Source organism: Bradyrhizobium sp. 1200_D9_N1_1 (genome assembly GCF_052075915.1).
Lineage (GTDB): Bacteria > Pseudomonadota > Alphaproteobacteria > Rhizobiales > Xanthobacteraceae > Bradyrhizobium > Bradyrhizobium diazoefficiens.
Genome location: NZ_CP197226.1, coordinates 3,041,334 through 3,061,888 on the forward strand (window position 1 = coordinate 3,041,334; position 20,555 = coordinate 3,061,888).

General features: G+C 64.1%; 25 protein-coding genes. 8 read left to right on the top strand and 17 right to left on the bottom strand.

Features of this window, described 5'->3' with window-relative positions; genetic code table 11:
* Positions 1-18 precede the first annotated feature (18 nt).
* The 3 genes from AB5K84_RS14540 to xoxF5 form a co-directional block, all read right to left on the bottom strand.
* Positions 19-1,128, bottom strand: coding sequence for an S-(hydroxymethyl)glutathione dehydrogenase/class III alcohol dehydrogenase (locus AB5K84_RS14540; protein WP_060908407.1), 1,110 nt, complete (start codon positions 1,126-1,128; stop codon positions 19-21).
* A gap of 57 nt (positions 1,129-1,185) precedes the next feature.
* Positions 1,186-1,707 (bottom strand): c-type cytochrome, methanol metabolism-related, encoded by a 522-nt coding sequence (locus AB5K84_RS14545; RefSeq protein WP_249162777.1) that lies wholly within the window; start codon positions 1,705-1,707, stop codon positions 1,186-1,188.
* A gap of 81 nt (positions 1,708-1,788) precedes the next feature.
* Positions 1,789-3,597 carry a lanthanide-dependent methanol dehydrogenase XoxF5 gene (xoxF5, locus tag AB5K84_RS14550; RefSeq protein WP_011088953.1) on the bottom strand — a complete coding sequence of 603 codons (1,809 nt, stop codon included), beginning with the start codon at positions 3,595-3,597 and terminating at the stop codon, positions 1,789-1,791.
* 515 nt (positions 3,598-4,112) lie between these two features.
* On the opposite strand from xoxF5, the gene AB5K84_RS14555 reads away from it, so the two are divergent.
* Entirely contained in the window at positions 4,113-5,081 is a 969-nt protein-coding gene (locus AB5K84_RS14555; RefSeq protein ID WP_028174358.1) for a helix-turn-helix domain-containing protein, read from the top strand.
* 38 nt (positions 5,082-5,119) lie between these two features.
* On the opposite strand, the gene AB5K84_RS14560 is transcribed toward AB5K84_RS14555, so the two are convergent.
* From AB5K84_RS14560 to AB5K84_RS14585, 6 genes are all read right to left on the bottom strand, one after another.
* Positions 5,120-5,545 carry a hypothetical protein gene (locus AB5K84_RS14560; RefSeq protein ID WP_028174359.1) on the bottom strand — a complete coding sequence of 142 codons (426 nt, stop codon included), beginning with the start codon at positions 5,543-5,545 and terminating at the stop codon, positions 5,120-5,122.
* 141 nt (positions 5,546-5,686) lie between these two features.
* A complete protein-coding gene (locus AB5K84_RS14565) occupies positions 5,687-6,700 on the bottom strand; it encodes a Bug family tripartite tricarboxylate transporter substrate binding protein (RefSeq protein WP_110116831.1) in 1,014 nt (337 codons plus the stop codon).
* A 34-nt stretch (positions 6,701-6,734) separates the two neighbouring features.
* On the bottom strand, positions 6,735-6,890 hold the full coding sequence (locus tag AB5K84_RS14570) for a hypothetical protein (protein ID WP_162603449.1): 156 nt from the start codon (positions 6,888-6,890) through the stop codon (positions 6,735-6,737).
* Between the two features lie 180 nt (positions 6,891-7,070).
* Entirely contained in the window at positions 7,071-7,994 is a 924-nt protein-coding gene (locus AB5K84_RS14575; RefSeq protein WP_110116829.1) for a substrate-binding periplasmic protein, read from the bottom strand.
* A complete protein-coding gene (locus tag AB5K84_RS14580; RefSeq protein WP_060908403.1) occupies positions 7,991-8,347 on the bottom strand; it encodes a c-type cytochrome in 357 nt (118 codons plus the stop codon). Before AB5K84_RS14580 ends, AB5K84_RS14575 begins: the two co-directional genes overlap by 4 nt.
* A gap of 10 nt (positions 8,348-8,357) precedes the next feature.
* Positions 8,358-10,022: a methanol/ethanol family PQQ-dependent dehydrogenase gene (locus AB5K84_RS14585; RefSeq protein WP_110116828.1), complete on the bottom strand. Its 1,665-nt coding sequence runs from the start codon at positions 10,020-10,022 to the stop codon at positions 8,358-8,360.
* Positions 10,023-10,363: 341 nt separating this feature from the next.
* Between AB5K84_RS14585 and AB5K84_RS14590 the strand changes: the two genes are divergently transcribed.
* From AB5K84_RS14590 to AB5K84_RS14605, 4 genes are all read left to right on the top strand, one after another.
* A complete protein-coding gene (locus AB5K84_RS14590; RefSeq protein ID WP_162603704.1) occupies positions 10,364-10,756 on the top strand; it encodes an EF-hand domain-containing protein in 393 nt (130 codons plus the stop codon).
* A gap of 171 nt (positions 10,757-10,927) precedes the next feature.
* A complete protein-coding gene (pqqA, locus tag AB5K84_RS14595) occupies positions 10,928-11,008 on the top strand; it encodes a pyrroloquinoline quinone precursor peptide PqqA (RefSeq protein WP_008562446.1) in 81 nt (26 codons plus the stop codon).
* Positions 11,009-11,033: 25 nt separating this feature from the next.
* Positions 11,034-11,939 (top strand): hypothetical protein, encoded by a 906-nt coding sequence (locus AB5K84_RS14600; RefSeq protein WP_038966738.1) that lies wholly within the window; start codon positions 11,034-11,036, stop codon positions 11,937-11,939.
* Positions 11,940-12,198: 259 nt separating this feature from the next.
* Positions 12,199-12,408 carry a hypothetical protein gene (locus tag AB5K84_RS14605; protein WP_011088944.1) on the top strand — a complete coding sequence of 70 codons (210 nt, stop codon included), beginning with the start codon at positions 12,199-12,201 and terminating at the stop codon, positions 12,406-12,408.
* A 10-nt stretch (positions 12,409-12,418) separates the two neighbouring features.
* Here AB5K84_RS14605 and AB5K84_RS14610 read toward each other — a convergent pair whose 3' ends face one another.
* From AB5K84_RS14610 to AB5K84_RS14630, 5 genes are read right to left on the bottom strand one after another with little or no spacing between them, the layout of a single operon-like run.
* Entirely contained in the window at positions 12,419-12,766 is a 348-nt protein-coding gene (locus AB5K84_RS14610) for a hypothetical protein (RefSeq protein ID WP_011088943.1), read from the bottom strand.
* 26 nt (positions 12,767-12,792) lie between these two features.
* Positions 12,793-13,590 (bottom strand): pentapeptide repeat-containing protein, encoded by a 798-nt coding sequence (locus tag AB5K84_RS14615; RefSeq protein WP_441232530.1) that lies wholly within the window; start codon positions 13,588-13,590, stop codon positions 12,793-12,795.
* A gap of 46 nt (positions 13,591-13,636) precedes the next feature.
* The gene (locus AB5K84_RS14620) at positions 13,637-14,377 is read right to left on the bottom strand and encodes an ABC transporter ATP-binding protein (protein WP_441232531.1); all 741 of its coding nucleotides are present in this window, start codon (positions 14,375-14,377) and stop codon (positions 13,637-13,639) included.
* On the bottom strand, positions 14,367-15,104 hold the full coding sequence (locus tag AB5K84_RS14625; protein ID WP_011088940.1) for an ABC transporter permease: 738 nt from the start codon (positions 15,102-15,104) through the stop codon (positions 14,367-14,369). The genes AB5K84_RS14620 and AB5K84_RS14625 overlap by 11 nt, the downstream gene beginning before the upstream one ends.
* Before the next feature lies 1 nt (position 15,105).
* Positions 15,106-16,086 (bottom strand): ABC transporter substrate-binding protein, encoded by a 981-nt coding sequence (locus AB5K84_RS14630; RefSeq protein WP_039186037.1) that lies wholly within the window; start codon positions 16,084-16,086, stop codon positions 15,106-15,108.
* Positions 16,087-16,173: 87 nt separating this feature from the next.
* On the opposite strand from AB5K84_RS14630, the gene AB5K84_RS14635 reads away from it, so the two are divergent.
* Positions 16,174-16,533: a hypothetical protein gene (locus AB5K84_RS14635; RefSeq protein WP_038966733.1), complete on the top strand. Its 360-nt coding sequence runs from the start codon at positions 16,174-16,176 to the stop codon at positions 16,531-16,533.
* A 120-nt stretch (positions 16,534-16,653) separates the two neighbouring features.
* Here the strand turns inward: AB5K84_RS14635 and AB5K84_RS14640 are convergent, their stop codons facing one another.
* Together AB5K84_RS14640 and AB5K84_RS14645 are read right to left on the bottom strand one after the other, a co-directional pair.
* Complete coding sequence (locus AB5K84_RS14640) at positions 16,654-17,472, bottom strand: quinoprotein dehydrogenase-associated SoxYZ-like carrier (protein WP_038966743.1); 819 nt, start codon at positions 17,470-17,472, stop codon at positions 16,654-16,656.
* A 70-nt stretch (positions 17,473-17,542) separates the two neighbouring features.
* Positions 17,543-18,469, bottom strand: a complete 927-nt coding sequence (locus AB5K84_RS14645) for a quinoprotein relay system zinc metallohydrolase 2 (RefSeq protein ID WP_162603702.1) — start codon at positions 18,467-18,469, stop codon at positions 17,543-17,545.
* A 129-nt stretch (positions 18,470-18,598) separates the two neighbouring features.
* Here AB5K84_RS14645 and AB5K84_RS14650 point away from each other — a divergent pair, with 129 nt between their 5' ends.
* Complete coding sequence (locus AB5K84_RS14650) at positions 18,599-19,480, top strand: substrate-binding domain-containing protein (RefSeq protein WP_038966732.1); 882 nt, start codon at positions 18,599-18,601, stop codon at positions 19,478-19,480.
* Positions 19,477-20,034, top strand: a complete 558-nt coding sequence (locus AB5K84_RS14655; protein WP_110116825.1) for a PQQ-dependent catabolism-associated CXXCW motif protein — start codon at positions 19,477-19,479, stop codon at positions 20,032-20,034. Before AB5K84_RS14650 ends, AB5K84_RS14655 begins: the two co-directional genes overlap by 4 nt.
* 135 nt (positions 20,035-20,169) lie before the next feature.
* Here the strand turns inward: AB5K84_RS14655 and AB5K84_RS14660 are convergent, their stop codons facing one another.
* Complete coding sequence (locus AB5K84_RS14660) at positions 20,170-20,469, bottom strand: copper-binding protein (RefSeq protein WP_011088933.1); 300 nt, start codon at positions 20,467-20,469, stop codon at positions 20,170-20,172.
* Between the last annotated feature and the right edge of the window lie 86 nt (positions 20,470-20,555).

The window sequence follows — 20,555 nt, forward strand, 5'->3', positions numbered from 1 at the left end:
TGGGGTGATGGCAGTGAGCTAGTAGACGACGACGGAACGGATGGATTTGCCCTCGTGCATGAGGTCAAAGCCCTTGTTGATCTCTTCGAGCTTGAGCACGTGGGTGATCATCGGATCGATCTGGATCTTTCCGTTCATGTACCAGTCGACGATCTTCGGCACGTCGGTGCGGCCGCGCGCGCCGCCGAAGGCCGTGCCGCGCCAGTTGCGGCCGGTGACGAGCTGGAACGGGCGGGTGGCGATCTCCTTGCCGGCTTCGGCGACGCCGATGATGATCGAGGTGCCCCAGCCGCGATGGCAGGCTTCCAGCGCCTGGCGCATCACGGTGGTGTTGCCGGTGCAGTCGAAGGTGTAGTCGGCGCCGCCGTCGGTGAGGTTGACGAGATGCGGAACGATGTCGCCGGTGATCTTCTTCGGGTTGACGAAGTGGGTCATGCCGAACCGGCGGCCCCATTCCTCCTTGGAATCATTGACGTCGACGCCGATGATCTTGTCGGCGCCGGCCATCTTGGCGCCCTGGATGACGTTCAGTCCGATGCCGCCGAGGCCGAACACGACCACGTTGGCGCCCGGCTCGACCTTGGCGGTGTTGACGACCGCACCGACGCCGGTGGTGACGCCGCAGCCGATGTAGCAGCTCTTGTCGAACGGCGCGTCTTCGCGGATCTTGGCGACGGCGATCTCGGGCAGCACGGTGAAGTTCGAGAAGGTCGAGCAGCCCATGTAGTGGTAGATCGGCTTGCCCTTGTAGGAGAAGCGGCTGGTGCCGTCGGGCATCACGCCCTTGCCCTGCGTCGCGCGGATCGCGGTGCAGAGATTGGTCTTCTGGCTCAGGCAGCTTTTGCACTGCCGGCATTCCGGCGTGTACAGCGGGATGACGTGGTCGCCCGGCTTGACCGAGGTCACGCCGGGGCCGATCTCGCGGATGATTCCGGCGCCCTCATGGCCGAGGATCGACGGGAAGATTCCTTCGCTGTCGAAGCCGTCGAGCGTGTAGGCGTCGGTATGGCAGATGCCCGTCGCCTTGATCTCGACCAGGACTTCGCCGGCCTTCGGTCCTTCCAGATCGACTTCGACGATCTCGAGTGGTTTCTTGGCTTCGAAAGCAACGGCGGCACGTGTCTTCATCGTAAACTCCTCAAATTCTCGCAGGACGCCAAGAGGTGGTATCGGTCCTGGTAACGTTCATTTCTTGCCCATGCAGGCGTCTTCCGCCTTGGTGTAGGTCTCGTTCTTCTCCTCCTTCTTGGAGGGACGCTGCCGGCCCCACGCCTCGTTGGAGCGGGCGCGCAGATAGACGTAGAGATCGTCCATGTAGCAGGCGACGTTGGGGTTGTCGCCGAAGGCTGGCATGACGTTCTCCTGCGCGGTCGAGATGTTCTTGCGACCGGAGGCGACGACGCCGAGGAAGTCGCCATAGCTCATGGTCTTGACTGAATCCTTCAACGCCGGTGCGTAGGTGGATCCCATGCCGTCGGGGCCATGGCAGACGTGGCAGTCGGAGTGATAGCGGCGATATCCGGAATAGGTGAACCAGTCCACGGTGCCGTCGGCCGAAATCTTGTAGGTCGGGTTTCCTTCCTTATCGAGCCACTTTCCGTCGTCTTCCTTCTTGACGGCGGTCGGGTCGCCCGGACCGTCCGCAACGGCTATTCCCCCCGAAGTCACGAAGATGATCGCAGCAATGACAAAGCAGATTTTACGCAAGAGATTATCCTCGAAGGCGTTCGGTGGAGACGAGCCGGCGCGTGGAGTTGATCCACGCGCCGGAGCGACACGAAGGTAGGGCTAGTTCGCCGGCAGCGAGAACACGGTCAGCGTACCGCCGAGTGCCGTGTAGTTGCTGAGGGCCGCGTAGCCACCGACTGCGCCGAGACCGGCGGTCGGATCGGTCAGGCCTGCGGCGAGACCGATGCCGGCCCATCCGCCGACGCCCGAGAGCACTGCGACGTACTGCTTGCCGCCGTTCTCATAGGTCGTGACGTTGCCGATGATGCCGGACGGAGTCTTGAACTTGTAGAGCTCCTTGCCGGACTTGGCGTCGACCGCCTTCAGGTAGCCTTCGAGCGTGCCGTAGAACACCACGCCGCCGGCGGTTGCGAGCGCACCCGACCAGACCGAGAACTGCTCCTTGTTCGACCAGACGATCTTGCCGGTCTTGCCGTCCCAGGCGATGAAGTTGCCCATGTGGCTTTCACCCTGCGGCGGATACATCGAGAGCGTCGCACCCACATAGGGCTGGCCCGCGGTATAGCTCACCTTGAACGGCTCGTAGTCCATGCAGACGTGGTTGGTCGGAACGTAGAACAGCTGCGTGTCCGGCGAGTAGGCTGCCGGCTGCTCGTCCTTGGTGCCGAGCGCGGCCGGGCAGATGCCCTTCACGTTGTGGTCCTCGCCCGCCTTGTCGGTCGAAGCTGCGTCGAGCACCTTCGGACGGCCATAGGTCGGCGAGTTCTTGTCCATGTCGACGCCGGAGGTCCAGTTCACCTTCGGATCGTACTTTTCGGCAACCAGCAGTTCGCCGCTTTCACGGTCCATGGTGTAGCCAAGGCCGTTGCGGTCGAAATGCGTCAGGAGCTTGCGCGCCTGGCCGTTGATCTGCTGATCCGAGAGGATCATCTCGTTGACGCCGTCATAGTCCCACTCGTCGTGGGGCGTCATCTGGTAGACCCATTTGGCCATGCCGGTGTCCGCGTCGCGTGCGAAGATGGTCATCGACCACTTGTTGTCGCCCGGACGCTGCTTCGGATTCCAGGTCGAAGGATTGCCCGACCCGTAATAGACGAGGTTCAGAGCGGGATCGTAGGACATCCAGCCCCACGTGCAGCCGCCGCCGATCTTCCATTGGTCGCCCTGCCAGGTCTTCAGCGAGGAGTCGGCACCGACGGGCTTGCCGAGCGACGTCGTCTTGGCCGGATCGACTTTGATCTGGTCGTCCGGACCTTCGGAGAAGGCGCGCCAGACCTGCTTGCCGCTCTTGAGATCGTAAGCGGTGACGTGGCACTGCACGCCGAATTCGCCGCCGGAGATGCCGACCAGGACCTTGTCCTTGACGACCAGCGCCGCCGAGGTGCCGGTCTGGCCCTTGCTCGGATCGCCGTTCGTCGCCGACCAGGCCACCTGGCCCGTCTTGGCGTCGAGCGCGACGAGGTTGGTGTCGGCCTGATGCAGGATGATCTTGCCGTCGCCATAGGACAGGCCGCGGTTGACCGTATCGCAGCACATCACCGGGATGACGTTCGGGTCCTGCTTCGGCTCGTACTTCCAGACGATCTTGTTCTCGTTGGAAAGGTCAATAGCGTAGACCTTGTTCGGGAACGGCGTATGGACGTACATCATGTTGCCAATGATCAGCGGGCCACCTTCATGGCCGCGCAGCACGCCGGTCGAGAAGGTCCAGGCGACCTGGAGCTTGCCCACGTTTTGTGCGTTGATCTGGTTCAGCTTGGAATAGCGGGTATTGGCATAGTCGCCCGCCGGCATCACCCAGTCCTTCGGGTTCTGCGACATCTTGATCAGCTCGTCATTGGCTGAAGCGCTGCCGACGGCGAGAGCCGCCGCGGAGCCAAGATAGGTCGCCAGTAGCACCTTGCGCATAGTTATTCCTCCGTTGGTATCGTTTATTGTTTCCGAAGCGTTGCTCAATCACCGGGCTTCTCGTCCGGCGTCTGCTCGTGCAGGGCGGTCACGATTGGGACCAGAAACGATGGTGCGGTGTTTCCTCCTCCTGATGAGAGCCACGGGTCCACGTGCAGGAGCGGCCCGTTCTTGTTGTTCCTGCCGCAATCCCTAACGACTTCGTCATCGGGAAACTTGCCCAAGAGGGAAGCCGGTTTGCTTGACAGCGCACGGACGCGAAGATTTTGATTTTGCAGTAGCGAATTCAGCGGCTTCCGCGTCGCTTCGGGACCGCGCTCTGCGCTCAGGTTCCCCTTGACGGCGCTGCAACTAAGGCGGAGGATTAACCTTCAAGGGCGGCAATGAAACGATGGCGCTCGTTGCAGAAGACCGCTCAAATTCGAGGTAAACGTCACGCAATCTCGGCTGAGGGCTCCGGAAGCGCTGGTCGCGATTCGCGTCGAAATTTCCGAATCAAACCAGTGGCTGGATTAATGTCCGACACCATTCACACGCTCTCGACGACGGGAATGACGCCGAAGCGCCAGATCCAGAGCTGGATCGACGGGCTGACCAGTCTGTGTGGGCATTTCGACGTCGATCCGCTGGAGGCGTCCTCGCTCGAGGGCCGCATCGACTACACCACCGTCTCGCGCCTGAAGCTGTGTCAGATCGAGGTCAGCCAGCATCGCATCGCGCACACGCTGGCGCGCGCCAAGGCCAACGAACACCCGTACATAAAAATCCACTTCCAGACCTACGGCGTGTCCTATTTCGAGCAGGAAGGCCGTCACATCGAAATCAATCCCGGCGACATCATCGCCTATGACGTATCCTGCCCGCATTCGATCATCAGCCCCGCCTTCACGCGTCACGACGTGGTGATCGTGCCGAAGGCACTGCTGCGCGACCGCGGCTTCCCGTCGCAGCGGATGCCGGCCTGCAAATTGTCGGCGAAGACGGGCACGGGGCGGATCGCCCACGATTTCGTCCACGCGACATTCGACGAGGCGGCCAAGCTGTCGGCGAATAGCGCGGTCGGCGTCGCCGATTCGCTGATCGACCTTTTGCTGCTGCCGCTGCGCGAAGCCGACACGATGTTCGATCGGGTCGGGCCCGAGGCGATGTATGTGCGCGCGCAGTTCTTCATCCGCGAGCACCTGCGCGATCCGGATCTGTGCATCGACCAGATCTCCGCCGAGCTCGGCTGCTCCAAGCGCTATCTGCACATGCTGTTCTCCGAGCGCGGCACCACGGTGAGCGATTACATCTGGCAGGCGCGGCTTCAGAACTGCCGTCAGGAGCTCGAGGCCCACGCCGGCAAGACCATCACCGACGTGGCATTCTCCTGGGGCTTTTCCAGCTCATCGCATTTCAGCCGCGTATTCCGGAAATATTTCGGTGTGGTGCCGTCCTCGATCCACAAGGGGCAGCAGAGCGCCGCGGCCGCGAACGAGCATTAGGCGCACGCCGGGGAGCTCCCGGCGAGCGGCCAATGCGCTCATGCCGTCGTCGCAATGTAGGGAATGCTGGCCAGCAGAGCGGCAAGCAGGACCGCGTTGCACAGCATCCCGCTCCAGTGCAGCCGGCGTAGCCGCCGCGGAGCCTCGGTGTCGCCCGCATCACTCGCGCTGAGCTGGTCGTCCATCCGCTGCATGAACCAGCGGCGCCCGCCAATCGCCACAGCTGCAAGCAGGCCGACCGCCGCGGCGAAGAGCAGCCGTCCGGCGAGGAGGAAAGCCGCCGTCCCGATGATTCCGGCAACGCCCATGACCAGGAAATGGGCATTGAACATTCCACGCAGCAGCAGGGCGACGGGCCGGATGTCGAGCTTCACCAGCAGGAAGGCGGGCGAGGCCAGCGTGAAATAGCCCATCGGAAAGAGCAGGATGATCATGGCGGCTATGGCGATGGCATCTGGCGTCATGCGATCGGCCTTTCTCGTTCGGACCCCGAGGTTCTCCGGCACCACCTATGATAGTGGGGGCCGTCGCCGACATCGACCTAGGCTTTGGTCGGATGCCGTGCCGCACCGCGGAAGCGTGTCCGATGCGCCATGCCCAAAGGTTCAAGCCGGCTCGAGGCCCAACGACCGCGCGCTCTCGATCCAGATCGGCAGCTCGCGCTGATACAGCGCATTGGTCTCCTTGAAGCCGATCGCGGGTTCGAGCACGAAGGTCGCGAGCACCTCCTTCACCTTCGGATCGCTGTTGACGGCGACGCAGAGCTCGGCCAGCCGGTCGACCACCGGCTGCGGCGTTGCCTTCGGCACCGCCCAGCCGGTGAACCCGCTGACGGTGAAGAATTTCGACGTGGCGCCCTGTTCGGGGAGGGTCTTGATGGCCGGAATCGCGTCGACCTTCTTCGAATGCACCGCGAACACGGTGCCGCGGTCGCTTTGCAGGACCGATTGCGCGGCCGTGTAACTGCCCATCGCGGCATCGAGCGTGCCTTCCAGCATTCCGGTCCACATCGGGGCTTCGCCGCGGTAATGGACCGGCTCGATGTTGAGGCCGTATTGCTTGTTGAGCTCGTTGATCGTCATGTGCGGGGACGAGCCCGCGCTGTAGGTGCCGAAGTTCACCTTGCCGCTCTTGCGCGCGAACGCGACGAAATCTTCCAGCGTCTTGACGCCGGTCTTGGGGTTCGCGACCAGCAAAAGGCCGGCGCCCGGAATGACGCTGACGAGTGTCAGGTCCTTGTCCATGTCGTAGCCGGGATTCTTCATCACCACCCGGTTCATGATGTAGGTGGTCGAGATCGAGCACAGGATGGTGTGGCCGTCGGGCTCCGCGCGGGCAACCTCGGCCGTGCCGATCGCGCCGGCGGCGCCGGGCTTGTTCTCGATCACGACGGTCTTGCCGACCTGCTTGGAGATGAATTCGCCGTAGGCGCGCGCGAGCAGGTCGGTCTGTCCGCCGGCCGGGTAGCTGCAAATCATGCGAATCTGCCGCGACGGCCAGGTGCCTTGAGATGTGCCTTGAGATGTGCCTTGTGCCGAGGCGCTGCGCGCGAGGAAGGGCATCGCGAGTGCGGTGGTGCCGGCGGCGACGAAGTGGCGGCGATCGAGTTTTGCGGACATGATTCTCTCCCGGATTTTTACCGAAGCTACTGCATCACGCCGTCTCTGCCATGGTCGGCAGGCGAGACAGATTGGCGCATTGGAAGGTATGGCGCTGCTTGTTCGGACCGACGATCAGCGCGCGCAGCAGCTCGCCGGTCTTGATTTCCCGGGAGAGGGTGGCGCGCAGGTCTGTGGCGGAGGCGCTCACGACTTCACCAAATGGCCGAATGAACCGCCGCATTATACGAAGTGAGACGCTGCCAGCCACATCCGCCGTCATTCCGGGAGCGCGCGAAGCGCGCAGGCCCGGAATCCATTGGGGCCGCATGCTCTGCGGAGAAATGGATTCCGGGTTCGCCCTGCGGGCGCCCCGGAATGACGAACAGAATCACCGCTGAATGATCTTCATCCAGACATCGCCGAGGATCACGGGCTCCCGCGGCGGCAAATAGGTGAGGCCGGCCTGCCTGCCGAATTCGGCGATCTTGCCTTCAGCTGCGAGCTCGGTCAGTGCCTTGTTGACGGCGTCGATCAGGGCAGGGTCACTGGCAAGCCCGACATAACCACGATTGGCGCCGATCGGATAATAGTAGCCGGACGCGGTGATCGCCGTATCCGGATGCGCGGCGCGGTGGGCATCGAAGCGGCCGAGGTCGATCAGTGTCGCATCATAGTCGCCGCTGGCGAGCGCGCCGAGGAGATCGTCGCGGCCGGGAACGAGATGCGTGATGCCGTCGATCAGGCGTCCCTTGTCGAAGGTCATCAGGATCGCATCGCCGAGCGAGCCGCTCTCGATGGCGAGGCGGAGCCCGGCAAGATCGCCGATGTCGGCGATCTTGCGCCCCTTCGCCTTCGGCCCGAGCACCACCGTCATCGGCGAGTAGACGTAAGGCTGGCTCGGGGTGAGCTCGCCGAGCGCGACGCGGCGCCGCCGGTCCTCGCGCGTGGCACCGGTGAAATCCGGCAGGCGCGCCGTCTTCATGCCGGGCTTGACGAGGGAATCCGTCGTCAGCGCATAGCCGCCGACCAGCGCGCAGCGGCCGTCGGAGAGCAGCGCATTGGCCTCGAGCTGCGGGCTGGAATCCTCATCCAGCCTGCTCTCGAACCACTGGATCTTCAGCGGTCGTCCGATCCGCTCCGCGATCGCCTGCGCCAGCAGCACATCGAAGCCGGAATCCGCCTTGCCCTCGTGATGCACCGAGAGCGGCGGCCGGTCCTCGTCGAGACAGACGCTCAACGGACCATCGGCCGCATGCGCAGCATTGGCCGCGAGGACCGCGGCGAGGCTCCAGGCGGCGAGCCAGCGCCTCATGGCTTTCTCCGGCTCGAGATGAAGACCCAGAGCTCCCCGATCTGGTCGTCGCTGAGGATGTCCGCCCAGGGCGGCATCTTGTTGTTCTTGCCGTTCTTCACGGTGGTGACGAAGCGCGTCCTGTCGTCGGGGAAGGTGCGGAGGTCCGGCGTGATGGTGCCGGAGTTCATCAGATTGGGGCCGTGGCAGTGCGAGCATTTCTCGGCATAGGTCGACTTGCCATGGTCGATCTGCGCCTGCACGGGATTGCCGGTTGCGTCATCTGCGGCACGAGCGGTCGCCGCAAGCGCGACCGTCAGCACCGCGACGGCGGCGATCTTCGCCGCCGTCTTGTAAGCCACTTCTCTCAGCATCTTGCCGGGGCTATTGCTTGACCGCAAAGACCCACAGCGAGCCGCCGGGCGGCACCTTGGCGAGCCGCTCGTCGCCGGAGAACAGCGAGTAGACGCCGCCGTAGCCGCTGGTGACGGCGATGTACTGCACGCCATCCTGCTGCCACGTCACCGGTTGTCCCTCGATGCCGGAGCCGGTCTGGAACTGCCAGAGCTTCTTGCCGGTGTCGGCATCGAAGGCCTCGAACTCGCCGGTCAGCGCGCCCGTGAACACGACGCCGCCCGCGGTCGACAGCACGCCGGAGAAGCGCGGGATGTCGGCGGGCGCCTCCCACTTGGCCTTGCCGGTCATCGGATCGATCGCCTTCAGATGGCCGCGCGCGCCGTCCCCGAATTCCCAGGGATCGGTGAGGTCCATGCCGAGATACCATTCGCCCTGCTTGAAGGTGACCGGTTCGGCCTTGTACTTGCCGCCGAAGGCGAGCGTGTTGGCGTAGGCCAATCCGGTCTGCGGATTGAACGACATCGGCTCCCAGTTCTTGCCGCCGAGGATCGACGGATAGACCGTCACCTTCTTGCCCTCGCGGGCGTCCTTCGAAACGTCGGTCTCGATCGGGCGGCCCGTCTTCATGTCGACGCCGGTCGCCCAGTTCACCTTCACGTAGGGATTGGCCGCGAGTAGCTTTCCGTTGGTGCGGTCGAGCACGTAGAAGAAGCCGTTGCGGTTGGCATCCATCAGCACCTTGGTCGGCTTGCCCTCGACGTTCATGTCGGCGAGGACCATCTCGGCCACGCTGTCATAGTCGAACGGATTGTTCGGCGAGAACTGGTAGTGCCACTTGATCTTGCCGGTCTTGGGATCCATCGCCAGCACGGAGCAGGTGTAGAGGTTGTCGCCGGGGCGCACCGCCGAGTTGAACGGGCCGGGATTGCCGATGCCCCAATAGACGGTGTTCAGCTCGGGATCGTAGGAGCCGGTGATCCAGGTCGAGCCGCCGCCGAGCTTCCAGGTGTCGCCCTTCCAGGTGTCGCCACCGGGCTCGTCGGGAGAGGGGATCGAATGGGTGCGCCAGAGATGCTTGCCCGTCGCCGGATCCCAGCCGTCGATGAAGCCGCGGGTGCCGAACTCGGCGCCGGAGATGCCGGTGATGACGACGCCGTCGGCGACCAGCGGGGCCACCGTCATCGAATAGCCTTCCTTGATGTCGGCCGCCTTCTGCCGCCACAGCTCCTTGCCGTCCTTGGCGTCGAGCGCGATCACGTTGGCGTCGAGGGTGGTACGGAACACCTTGCCGTCGTAGAGCGCGGCGCCGCGGTTGATGATGCCGCAGCAGACGATGCGCGGCGTCTCGGCGGGATACTCGATCTTGGATTTCCAGATCTGCTTGCCGGTCTTGGCGTCGACCGCCATGGTCGCGTTGTGCGAGGTCACGTAGATCACGCCCTGGTACACCAGTGGCTGCGATTCCTCGCTGCGATCGTCATTGAAGGAGTAGTTCCAGACCGGGACGAGGTTTTTCACCGTGTCCTTGTTGATCTGGTTCAGGGTCGAGAAGCGCTGGAGATTGTAGCCCATCCCGTAGTTGAGAACGTTCGATGTATCGGTCGCACCCTTGACCAGTTGCTCGGTGGTCTGGGCGTTTGCATACGTTGATGCAAGCATGACGAGGCTCGCGGCCATCGCAAAGCGTTTCATCCGTTCCTCCAAATATGCGCGCCTTTTGACGCTGCGACAGCAACACTCCGCCCGAATGCAAAACGCGTCAATACGAAAGTCGTAAACGTGATGACGGTATGTTGGACGCAGATGTCAGTTACCTTACGCAAACCTGACGACCGACTCTCACTTGTGCGCAGGCGCTGAAAAAATTCCACGGCATGAGGCAATGCCAGCGCGGGGCCGCCGCGCTCGGGCCGGCGGGTTCCGCGAGTTGTGCGGCGCGATGCTTGCAATTCAGGACTTGAACCGGGCCTCGCTTGTGGACTTATGTCGTGTCGATCCGGCTCGAATCGGAGCTCTTGGTGAGGGAGGTTTTCATGATATCGCGTCGCTCTGTTGCGCTTGCGCTCACGGTTGCATTGCTGTCCGGTCCGGCCTGGTCGGCCTCCGGCAATGCCGTCAAGATGTTCGATACCGACAATGACGGCACGCTCGACCTTGCCGAGGTGAAGAAGGCGGCTACGGCGCTGTTCGCCAAGCTCGATCCCGACCACGACGGGACGCTGGACGCGCGCGAATTGCGCGGACGGCTGACCGCGAAAGAGCTCGCCGCCGCCGACCCCGACCGCGACGGGACTCTCACGCTCGACGAATATCTCGCTGTGGTGGAGCAGCGCTTCAACGCTGCGAATCCGGACAAGGACGGCACGCTCGATGCGAAGGAGCTGAACTCGCGCGCCGGCCGCGCGCTGCTGCGCTTGTTGCGGTGAAAGCAGCCGCGCTTGACTGGGAGCGAAGACGGTTTGCCCGAGAGGGAAATTCGCAAGCGATATGCGACAGTTCGCTGTGTTTGCGCTCCGATTCCAGACTTGCGCTGTGCCTGACGCAGCCCTAGGTTTTGCCTCGCGCGATGTCGCGCTCAATACCTTGGGAGACCCCGGATGGCTTGGAAAGCTCCGAAGATCGTGGAAGTGCCGGTCGGCATGGAAATCAACATGTACGCCTGCGCTTCGCGCAAGTAAGACTGACGAACCTGCCGCGGCTTCGATGGCAAACGCCGTCGAAGCCGTGGTAGTGTTCGGGATGCGCGCGAGAGCTCAAACCTTCTGGATCATGGCTGCCTGCACATTCGCGCTTGCACCGACCTGCGTGCACGCCGAGGAGGGCTTTGATACCGAGCACATCTTCGGCTTCATGATCGGCACCGATGTCGGAAATCCCGGCGAGCGCGAATTCCAGAGCCAGACCACGGGGCGGTTCGGCAAGGGCGGCGGCACCTATCGCGCCCTCGCGCAGGAGGTCGAGATCGAGGTGGTGCCGCTCCCGAACTTCCGCATCGAGCTCGGCGCCACCGCCAGCCTGCACGACATCACCGGCGTCCCCGATATCGACGATCGCCGTCAATTCAATTTCCAGGGCGCCTCGCTCGACCTGCGCTATCGCCTGCTCGACCGCGAGCGCGCGCCGTTTGGCCTGACCGTTGCCGCCGAGCTCCACGGCGATCGCATCGACGAGACCAGCGGCGCCAAGGGGCGGATGTACGGCACCGAGTTCACGCTCGCCTTCGATCGCGAGCTGATCCCGAACTTTGCCATCGGCGCCCTCAACCTGATCTATCAGCCGGAATGGGCGCGCTTCGACGTGGCGGGGCTGTCGGAGAAAAGCTCCACGATCGGCGCGGCCTTCGCCGGCCTCGTGCGGGTGCGGCCCAACATGTTGCTCGGCGGCGAGCTGCGCTACTTCCGGCAATACGAGGGCATCGGCCTCGGCGAATTCTCGGGCCAGGCCCTGTTCGTCGGCCCGACCGCCTATTTCCAGCTCTCCGAGCGCTCGCGCCTCACCCTGAGCTGGAGCATGCAGGCCTGGGGCCGCCCGGCCGGATCGGGCGCCAATCTCGACCTCGTCAATTTCGAGCGCCATCAGGCGCGGCTGGTGTTCGGCGTTAATTTCTAATGCAGGGTCGTCATGCCCGAGCTTGTCCCGGGCATCCACGTTCTCTGTACCGCGGAGCAAGGCGTGGATGGCCGGGACAAGCCCGGCCATGACGACGTGGAAGCGTCAAGGGCTCAAGTTCTAGCCTCGCATGTTAGGACCTCGCGCAGCAGAGAGATCGGCTGTTCCGGCCAACCCTCACGGCGGATTGAAACTTCCGGCTCCTCGGAACGTAGCCTTTCATGCTAAACCTTGATCGCCCTTGCGTGAGGATTCCGGCATGAACCCTATCGACCTGGTGGTGACTGTGTGTGCGGTGCTGTCGCCTGCGACCTGCGAGGAACAGCATCTGGTGTTCAACTATGCGGGGTCGCCGCGGCAATGCGCGATGGCGGCGCCACCCTATATCGCGCAATGGGTTGGCGACCATCCGAAGTGGCAGGCGGTACGGTGGCGCTGCGAATATCCGCACGCGAACGACAAGGCGTGACGCGGCCGTCCTATTTCGTGCAGTCCTTCAGATCCTTGTCGGCGATCGAGAACACCGCGTCGGCCTTGATCTCGATGTCGCGGACGACGCACTGCCGCGCATTGGGATAGCTGACCTTGGCGTCGTAGCGGCCGGGCTCGACGCCGGTGATGCGCAGCCGCTCGTCGTGGTCTACCTCCTTGTCCTTGTCGTTCAGGCACTGGTTCGGTCCCCACTCGGTCTTGCCGGCGGGCGAGAGCTGGAAACCGGAGATCGTCTCCGTCGTCAGGTTCCAGAGCCGGATGCCTTTGCCCTTGCTCTGGGCGGCGGTTTCGCCGGCAAACGTCAACAAGGCGATCAAAGCCAGAAACCAACGCATCAACCGATCCTCCCAAAGGCGCGCCTTTATTCCCTGATCAGGCGCTCGCGGTTCTTTGCCTTGTCGAAATTCCGGGCGCGGTCAAGGCCGATCGGCGCGATCAGCTTCGCTGAGGTAAGATCAGCGCCCTCGAAATCGGCGTCAGTGACGGTGGCTCCGGTCAGGTCGGCGCCGCCGAGCTGAGCATTTTTGAGCGACGCACCGGTCAGGTCGGCTCCCTTGAGGGAGGCAAATTCAAGATCGACGCGCGACAGGTCGGCGTTGCGCGCGTTCAGCCGTTCCAGATTGGCGGATCGCAGCACGGCGCGCATGAGTCCCATCGACTGGTTGCGCATATCGGCGCCAAGATGCGCATCCGCAATCGAGGCGCCGACCAGGCTTGCGCCGGTGAGGTCGGCAGCGATGCGAGCACCGGTCAGGTCCGCGCCGTCTAGACGCACGCGCGCCATCTGCGAGGCGAACAGGTTGGCGCCCTTCAGGCTCGCGCCCGCGAGATCGGCGTCCAGCAGCCACGCCTGATCGAGGATCGCATGATCAAGACGGGCACCGGCGAGTTTTGTCTTGTTGAGGCGTGCCGCACGGAGAATCACCGTGGAAAGGTCGAGACCCGAGAGATCGAGCCCCGACAACCGCTTGCCGGTGAAATCGGCCGGCGCCCCGGCGCTCGCTTTGCGCAGGATGGCCTCGACCTCCTGCCGGCTCATTTCCGCGGAGACCATCGCGGGCGACGTGAGGTCGACGTCACGCATCATGTCCTGCGCGCTCGCCATGGTCGCGACGAGAGCGAGGCCAAGCGTCATGAGGGCGATCATTCGCTTCATCATCAGGCTCCGCTACCGGCCCTGTTTAGCACGCGCTTGGCGTGGTTGCCTATGAGGCATCACGCCCGGCGCGTTCGCCGCCATGTTCGCCCTGGATCCTCGCCACGAGGTCCGCCTTGATCGTGGCGATCTCTGCGTCGCCGCGTGCCCCACGCGGGATGCTGATGGGCACCTCTGCCAGAATGCGCGCCGGCTGCGGCGACAGGAAGAACAGGCGGTCGCCGAGGCGGACCGCATCGTCGAGGCTGTGGGTGACGAGCAGCGTCATCACGGGGCGGCTTGCGACCAGCGTCGCGATCTCGTCGCGCAGGCGCCCCGCGAGCGCGTCGTCGAGCGAGGCGAGGGGCTCGTCGAGCACGAGCAGATCGGGCTCGACTGCGAAGGCGCGAGCCAGAGCGACGCGCCGGGCAAGACCCAGCGACAATTCGCCGGGAAAGTGGCTGCGATGCGCTTCCAGTTCCAGGATCCTGAACAGCTCCGACAGCTTCGCCTCGGAGATGTCTGGAGCCGCAAGCCGCACATTCTGTTCGACCGAGCGCCACGGCAGCAGCCGCGGCTCCTGGAACACCATCCCGATCCGCGCTTCCGGCGGTCGCGCGACGGTCCCGTGGAAATCGCGGTCGAGCCCGAGGATGATGCGCAGCATCGTGCTCTTGCCGCAGCCGGAGGGACCGATCAGCACGCCGACCTCGCCGGATTGAACCGCGAACTTGACCGGGGCCAGCACCTCGTGCATTTCGCCCGCGGCACTCCTGAACGTCTTGCCTGTGATATCGACTTCAAGCCGCACGGGGCCGCCACCTTGTTGCACGGGCCTCGAACGGCTGCACCAGCACGGTCTCGATCACGAGCACGACGGCGGCGAATGTCAGGGAGTAGGCGAGTAGCCGCGGCGTGTCGAACAGCTGGAAGGCGACGCCGATCTCGAAGCCGACGCCGTTCGGCCGTCCCAGGAGTTCGGCGACCAGCACGATCTTCCACACCAGCGACAATCCGGAGCGCGCCGAGGCCGCGATATAGGGCGCAAGCTGCGGCAGCACGACATGGCGGAAGGCACGCCAGCGCGGCATCGCGAACACGCTCGCCATCTCGTCCAGCGAACGGTCGAGCGCGCGCGTGCCCTCGCGCAAGGTGACGATGGCGGTCGGCAGCTTGTTGATGGCGATCGCGGCGATCGCCGCCGCCTCGGTCAGGCCGGCCCAGATATAGGCGAGCACGATCACGACCAGCGCCGGCAGGTTGAGCAGCAGGATCAGCCAGGGATCGCCGAGCCGGTCGGCGAGCTTCACCCGTCCCATCAGGTAGCCGATGGCGCTGCCGAGCGACATCGCCAGCACGAAGGCGAGCGCGACGCGCGCCAGCGTGGCGCCAAGATGCAGGAACAGCGCGCCGCTCGACGCTTCCGCGATGATGACGGTGAGCACGGCAGGCGGGGAGGGCAGCTTTGCGCCGCCGACGAACAGCGCTGCAAGCCACCAGGTCGCGAGGAACAGGGAAAACGAGAGCAGACGCAGCACCTCAGTCTCCGGGGACTGCATGATAGAAGGTGCCGGGGTCGAGTTCGGCCGCCGGCCCGACCAGGTCGCGGCCGCCGGTCTCGGCCAACACGCGATAGAGCACGCGCGCATCGGCCTCCTCGTCGGCGATGCTCCGGCGCGGAATGCCGTCGCGATAACGGTCACGGTAGGTCTTGAGCATGACGGCATCGCTCGTGCCGGTGAGCGGCGCGATCTTCTCCCAGGCGGCGTCGGAGGTGACCAGCAGCTGCTTGGCCTTGCGGGTCATCGCAATGAAACGCGCCACCGCATCGCGGTGGCTTGCGGCCCAGCCCTCGTCGAAGACATAACCGACCGCGGAGACCGCGCCCTTGGCCCCCAACTTCGGCAGGATGTCCTCGATGCCGGCGAGGCGGCGAAAGCCCTTGGCCTCGAGCTGGGCGCAGAAATTCCAGAAATTGAGGCTGGCATCCATTTCGCCGTCGAGCGCCTTGGCGGCGATCAAGGGCGGCGCGCCATAGACGATGGTCGCGTCGGACTTCAGGTCGATGCCGTCCTGCTTCATCCGCGCCTGCAGCAGCAGCCAGCTCTTGTCGATCGCGCCACCACCGACGGCGAGCTTGCGGCCCTTGAGGTCGGCGAGCGTCTTGATCGGCGAGGCCGCGGGCACCATTACGGCGCCAAGTGCGCTGGAATAGGGGTAGAAGGTGAGCTTGGCGCCGAGGGCGCGCTCGCGCGACACCCATAGCCAGTCCGACAGGATGATGTCGGCGCTGCCCGCACGCAGCGCGATCTTGCCGGCTTCGGGGCTCGCAAGCTCGGTGACCTCCAGCGACAGGTCGGCTTCCTTGTCGAGGCCGCCGGCCCGGATCGCAGCCAGCTCCCAGGAGAATGTTCCGGTCTTCTGCACCGCAAGGCGGATGGTATCCGCGGCGCGGACGCTTGCGACCTGTGTCAGCGCCAGCGTCACCGCGAGCGCCAATGTCCGACCAATTGCTCTCATCACCTTGTGAGCCGTTTCCTCGAAGGGAGTGCTTTTCAGGACAATACGCATAGCATAGCTTTCATCGCAACCAGCGGGAGGACGCTCATGAATCTGGCGGGACAGCTACGACCGATTGTCGCCGCATTGGCGGTGCTGGCGGCGACCGTGTCCACGGCGTGCGCGCAGGAGGCCAACGACTATCCGACGGCGGCGCGCGCGGAATATGTCTATGGCTGTATGAAGGCCAATGGCGAGACACGGGCCGCGATCGAGCAATGTTCCTGCTCGATCGACGTAGTGGCCTCGATCGTCACCTATGAGCGCTACGTCACCGCCGAGACCGCGCTCAGCATGTCCCAGGTGCGCGGCAATCTCGGCGTCCAGTTTCGCACGTCGGAGCAGGCGAATTCGGCGGTGAATGATTTGAGGCGGGCGCAGGCGGAAGCCGAGGTGAGGTGTTTCTGATCTAACACCGTCATTCCGGGGCGATGCGAAGCATCGAACCCGGAATCTCGAGATTCTCAGGTGCGCAATCGCGCACTATAGTTCGGTCCCGCGGACCGCCCCGGAATGACGGCGAGACTATCAAGTCCCCGGCTTCTCCACATCCCACTCGTTCCGAAACACATGTCCATCCGTGTCCTTCGCTTCCGCGCGGAAACGCTTGGCGCCGTTGGAGACATAGGTGAAGCGCAGATTGGGATCTTCGGAGATCGAGATGCCGCCTTCCATTGACAGCACGGGGCTGTCGTCCTGCGTCAGCTTCAACTGGTTGATGAAGAAGGCGGGAATATAGAGCTGCGTGACCTGGTCCATTTGCAGGCCGGAATTGTTGGGATGGCCGATCATGATCTGCGCCTCGCGGACGCGGCTCGCCGGCGCGTCCTCGCGCGCGAATTGCCGGTAGCGCATCTGGCCGAGCCGGTTCTTGGCTTCCTCGACATTCTTTCCCGCAGGCGCGGAGCAGCCGCCGGAGGCCTTCACATAGGTCTTGGAAACATAGAGCTGGCCGTCGCTGAGCTCGGCCACCGCGTGGACGTCGGTGTAGTTGTTGACGCGCACGCGCGTGGAGATCTCGCTGACATTGGCATCCGGCCCGAGCTCGAATTTCGCCGCCATTGGCGCCGGATTGCGGTCGATGACCAGCGTGATCGAACGGATACGGCGGGCATCGCCCGGCGAGAGCTTGCTGCGCAGGGTCACCGGCACGATGGCCGCGTCCTCGGCGCGATACGGCATCTCGATGCCGATCACGTTGGCGCCGTCGTTCATTGGACGGTTGCTGAAGATGTCCTGCACCAGGCCCGGCCAGGGATCGTAGGTCTCTTCGGCCTGCGTCGGCGCGGCAAAGGCGACGCCGAGGAGGAGGGCGATCAGGGGCAGGCGGCGTATGCATCCCGTCATGGTCATGGTCCCGTGCGGACGAAGCAGTCAGGGTCCGCGAAGCTCATCCCTGCATAGCGTAGCGCGCCCGCTACTCCCATTCAATTTCCGAAAATGCTGCGGTTGCGTTGCGGGCATTGTAGTCCTCGAACAGCTGCCAGTGCGGCCGTTCCGATTCAGCGGCCTTGTCCGCGGCGGTTCGGATCGGCGCGCCCTTCTTGTTGAGTGTGCGGACGTCGGACAGCATCGTCGTGAGATAACGTCGTTCATCGGCCAGCGCCGCAGGCCACTCGCTCACGGGGCCGTGACCGGGAATGACGCGAATTGCCGGAACCGCTTCAAGCTCCCTAAGCAGGGCAAGCCAGCCGCGAATGCTGCCGTCCATGACCGGAATGTGGCGGAGAAAGACGAGGTCGCCCGCGAACAGCGTCTTGGTCGTCTCGTCGAACACCGTCAGGTCATTGTCGCTGTGCGCGGCCGGCCAGGCCCGCAAGGTCAGGCGTCGCGATCCAAGATCGAGCGTCATCGTGTCCGAAACGAGTAGGGTGGGCGGTACGATCTTCACGGGATCGATCAGCTCGCCGCCCATGATGCGACGGAAATTGTCGAGATAGTAGGGCCCGCGCGTCGCCAGTGCCTGCGGCAGCCTGCTGTGGCCGACGAAGCTGGTTCCTTCCGCAACGAAGGCTGCATTGCCGAAGACATGGTCGGGATGGCCGTGGGTGTTGATGACGTAGCGGATCGGCTTCTCAGTGCGGGCCCGCACGGCCGCCAACAGCGCCTCGCCCTCGCGCAAGCTGCCGCCGGTGTCGATCACGGCGACCGCGTCAGTGCCCACGATGAAGCCGACATTGGCGATGTCGCCCTCGTTCTCGCGCGTCATCAGGGCAATGGTCCCGGAGTGTACGAAGATTCCCGGCGCGACTTCGCTTACAGGCAATTCGGCTGCATCAGTGCGTGCTAGCGTCGCTATCCCGAGCAGGGTCAGGGCAGCGATCATTGAAGCGATGTGAGACACTTTTCCGCCCCAGTTCAAAGGATTTGCTGCATTGCACTGCAACAAAGGGAAGCCAGCGCAAGGTTTGGCAAAACATGGCGCGTCATGCGTTGCATGGATAACATTCAAACAAAACGAGGAGGAAGCGCGATGACGGAGGCCGGACGACATCGTCGCGGGTTGTTCTTGCTGTGGGGTCTGGTTGCGTCCTGCGCGCTGGGCGGCGTCGCCATGGCGCAAACCAGCGAGACCGGAGACCTCTCGTTCGAGCTGGTCGACCCGAAGGTGCTGCGGGTCTGCGCCGATCCGCGCAATCTGCCGTTCTCCAACGAGAAGGGCGAGGGGTTCGAGAACAAGCTCGCCGAGCTGTTCGCCGACAAGCTCGGCAAGAAGCTTGACTACGTGTTCTTCCCGCAGGCGACAGGCTTCGTCCGGATGACGCTGGGCGCACATCGCTGCGACGTCATCATGGGTTTCCCGCAAGGCGACGACCTCGTGCAGGGCACCAATCCCTATTACCGCACGACCTATGCGTTGGTCGCAAAGGCCGGCAGCGGGCTCGAAGACGTCGACACGCTCGAAGATACCAGGCTCAAGGGCAAGCACGTCGGCATCGTCGCCGGCACGCCGCCGGCAACCAATATGGCGATCGCAGGCCTGATGGGCGACGCCAAGCCCTATCCGCTGATGATCGACACGCGCTTCGACAACTCCGCGCAGGCGATGATCGACGACCTCTCGGCCGGCAAGATCGACGCCGGCGTGCTGTGGGGACCGATGGCCGGCTTCTATGCCAAGAAAGCCGGCTCGCTCCATGTCACGCCGCTGGTGAAGGAAACCACCGGTCCGAAGCTGGTCTATCGCATCGGCATGGGCGTGCGTCCCGCCGACCAGAACTGGAAGCGGCAGCTCAACAAGCTGATCCAGGAGAACCAGGGCGAGATCAACAAGATCCTGCTCGACTTCGGCGTTCCCTTGCTGGACGAGAGCGACCGGCCGCTCGGCGCGGAGACGGCCAAGAAGGCGCCATGAGGCGGCGCGTTGCCGCTGCACTGGTCGCCGCCGTTCTGGCGGCACCGGCACTGGCGCAGCAGCCGGAGCCGTTCGAGCCCGAGGGCTACCGCACCGACAATTACCGCGCGCCGGTGCCGGCGACGCTCGCCGGCGCGCGCGTGCTCACCACAGCCGAAGCGGAGGCGATCTGGCGGGACAAGAGCGGCGCGTTCATCGACGTGATGCCGCGCGCGCCGAAGCCGAAAAATCTTCCCGAAGGTACGGTCTGGCGCGATGCGCCGCGCAGAAACATTCCCGGCAGCCTGTGGCTGCCGGATACCGGCTACGGAAATTTGCCGCCAGCCATGGACGATTATTTGCAGCGCGGCCTCGCGCAAGCGTCGCGCGGCGACAAGGCCGCGCTGCTGGTGATCTATTGCCTGGCCGACTGCTGGATGTCCTGGAACGCCGCCAGGCGTGCATTGGCTTACGGCTATTCCAACATCGCCTGGTATCCTGATGGCACCGACGGCTGGGAGCGCGCGGCATTGCCGACCGACGAAGGGCAGCCGGAGCCGCGGCCGGATCAATAGTAACCGTCATGCCCGGGCATAGCCGTCCGAAGGACGGCGTCGCTTCGCTCGCCTATGTCCCGGGCATCCACGTTCTTCGCGCTGTGGGCGAGGCGTGGATGGCCGGGACTAGCCCGGCCATGACGCCGTGGAGGCCTACTGCTTCTGCAGCTTGGTCAGCGTCCCCGTGCCGTTATTGTCGGTTGCAGAGTAGTTCACCCTGTCGCCGGCATGGACGGCATCCAGCATCGCGGCATCCTTGGCCTTGTACTCCTGGAGCATGCCGGCGCCGCCTGCGCTCCCGCCGACCGTTCCCTTCTGCGTCTGCTGGATCGAGATCGTGCCGTTGAGACGGTCGATCCTGGTGACCATTCCGGTCATGTCGTCAGCAAAAGCGCTGGATGCGAGCACGCTGAGGACCGCAGCGCCTGCGAGGATGAATCTGGTGGTTCCCATCGAGGCCTCCGGGCATTTCGAGATTCACATCGACAAGACATCCTAGAGCGATTTGGTTCCGGCAGATAGCGCGGCAAAGGTTAATA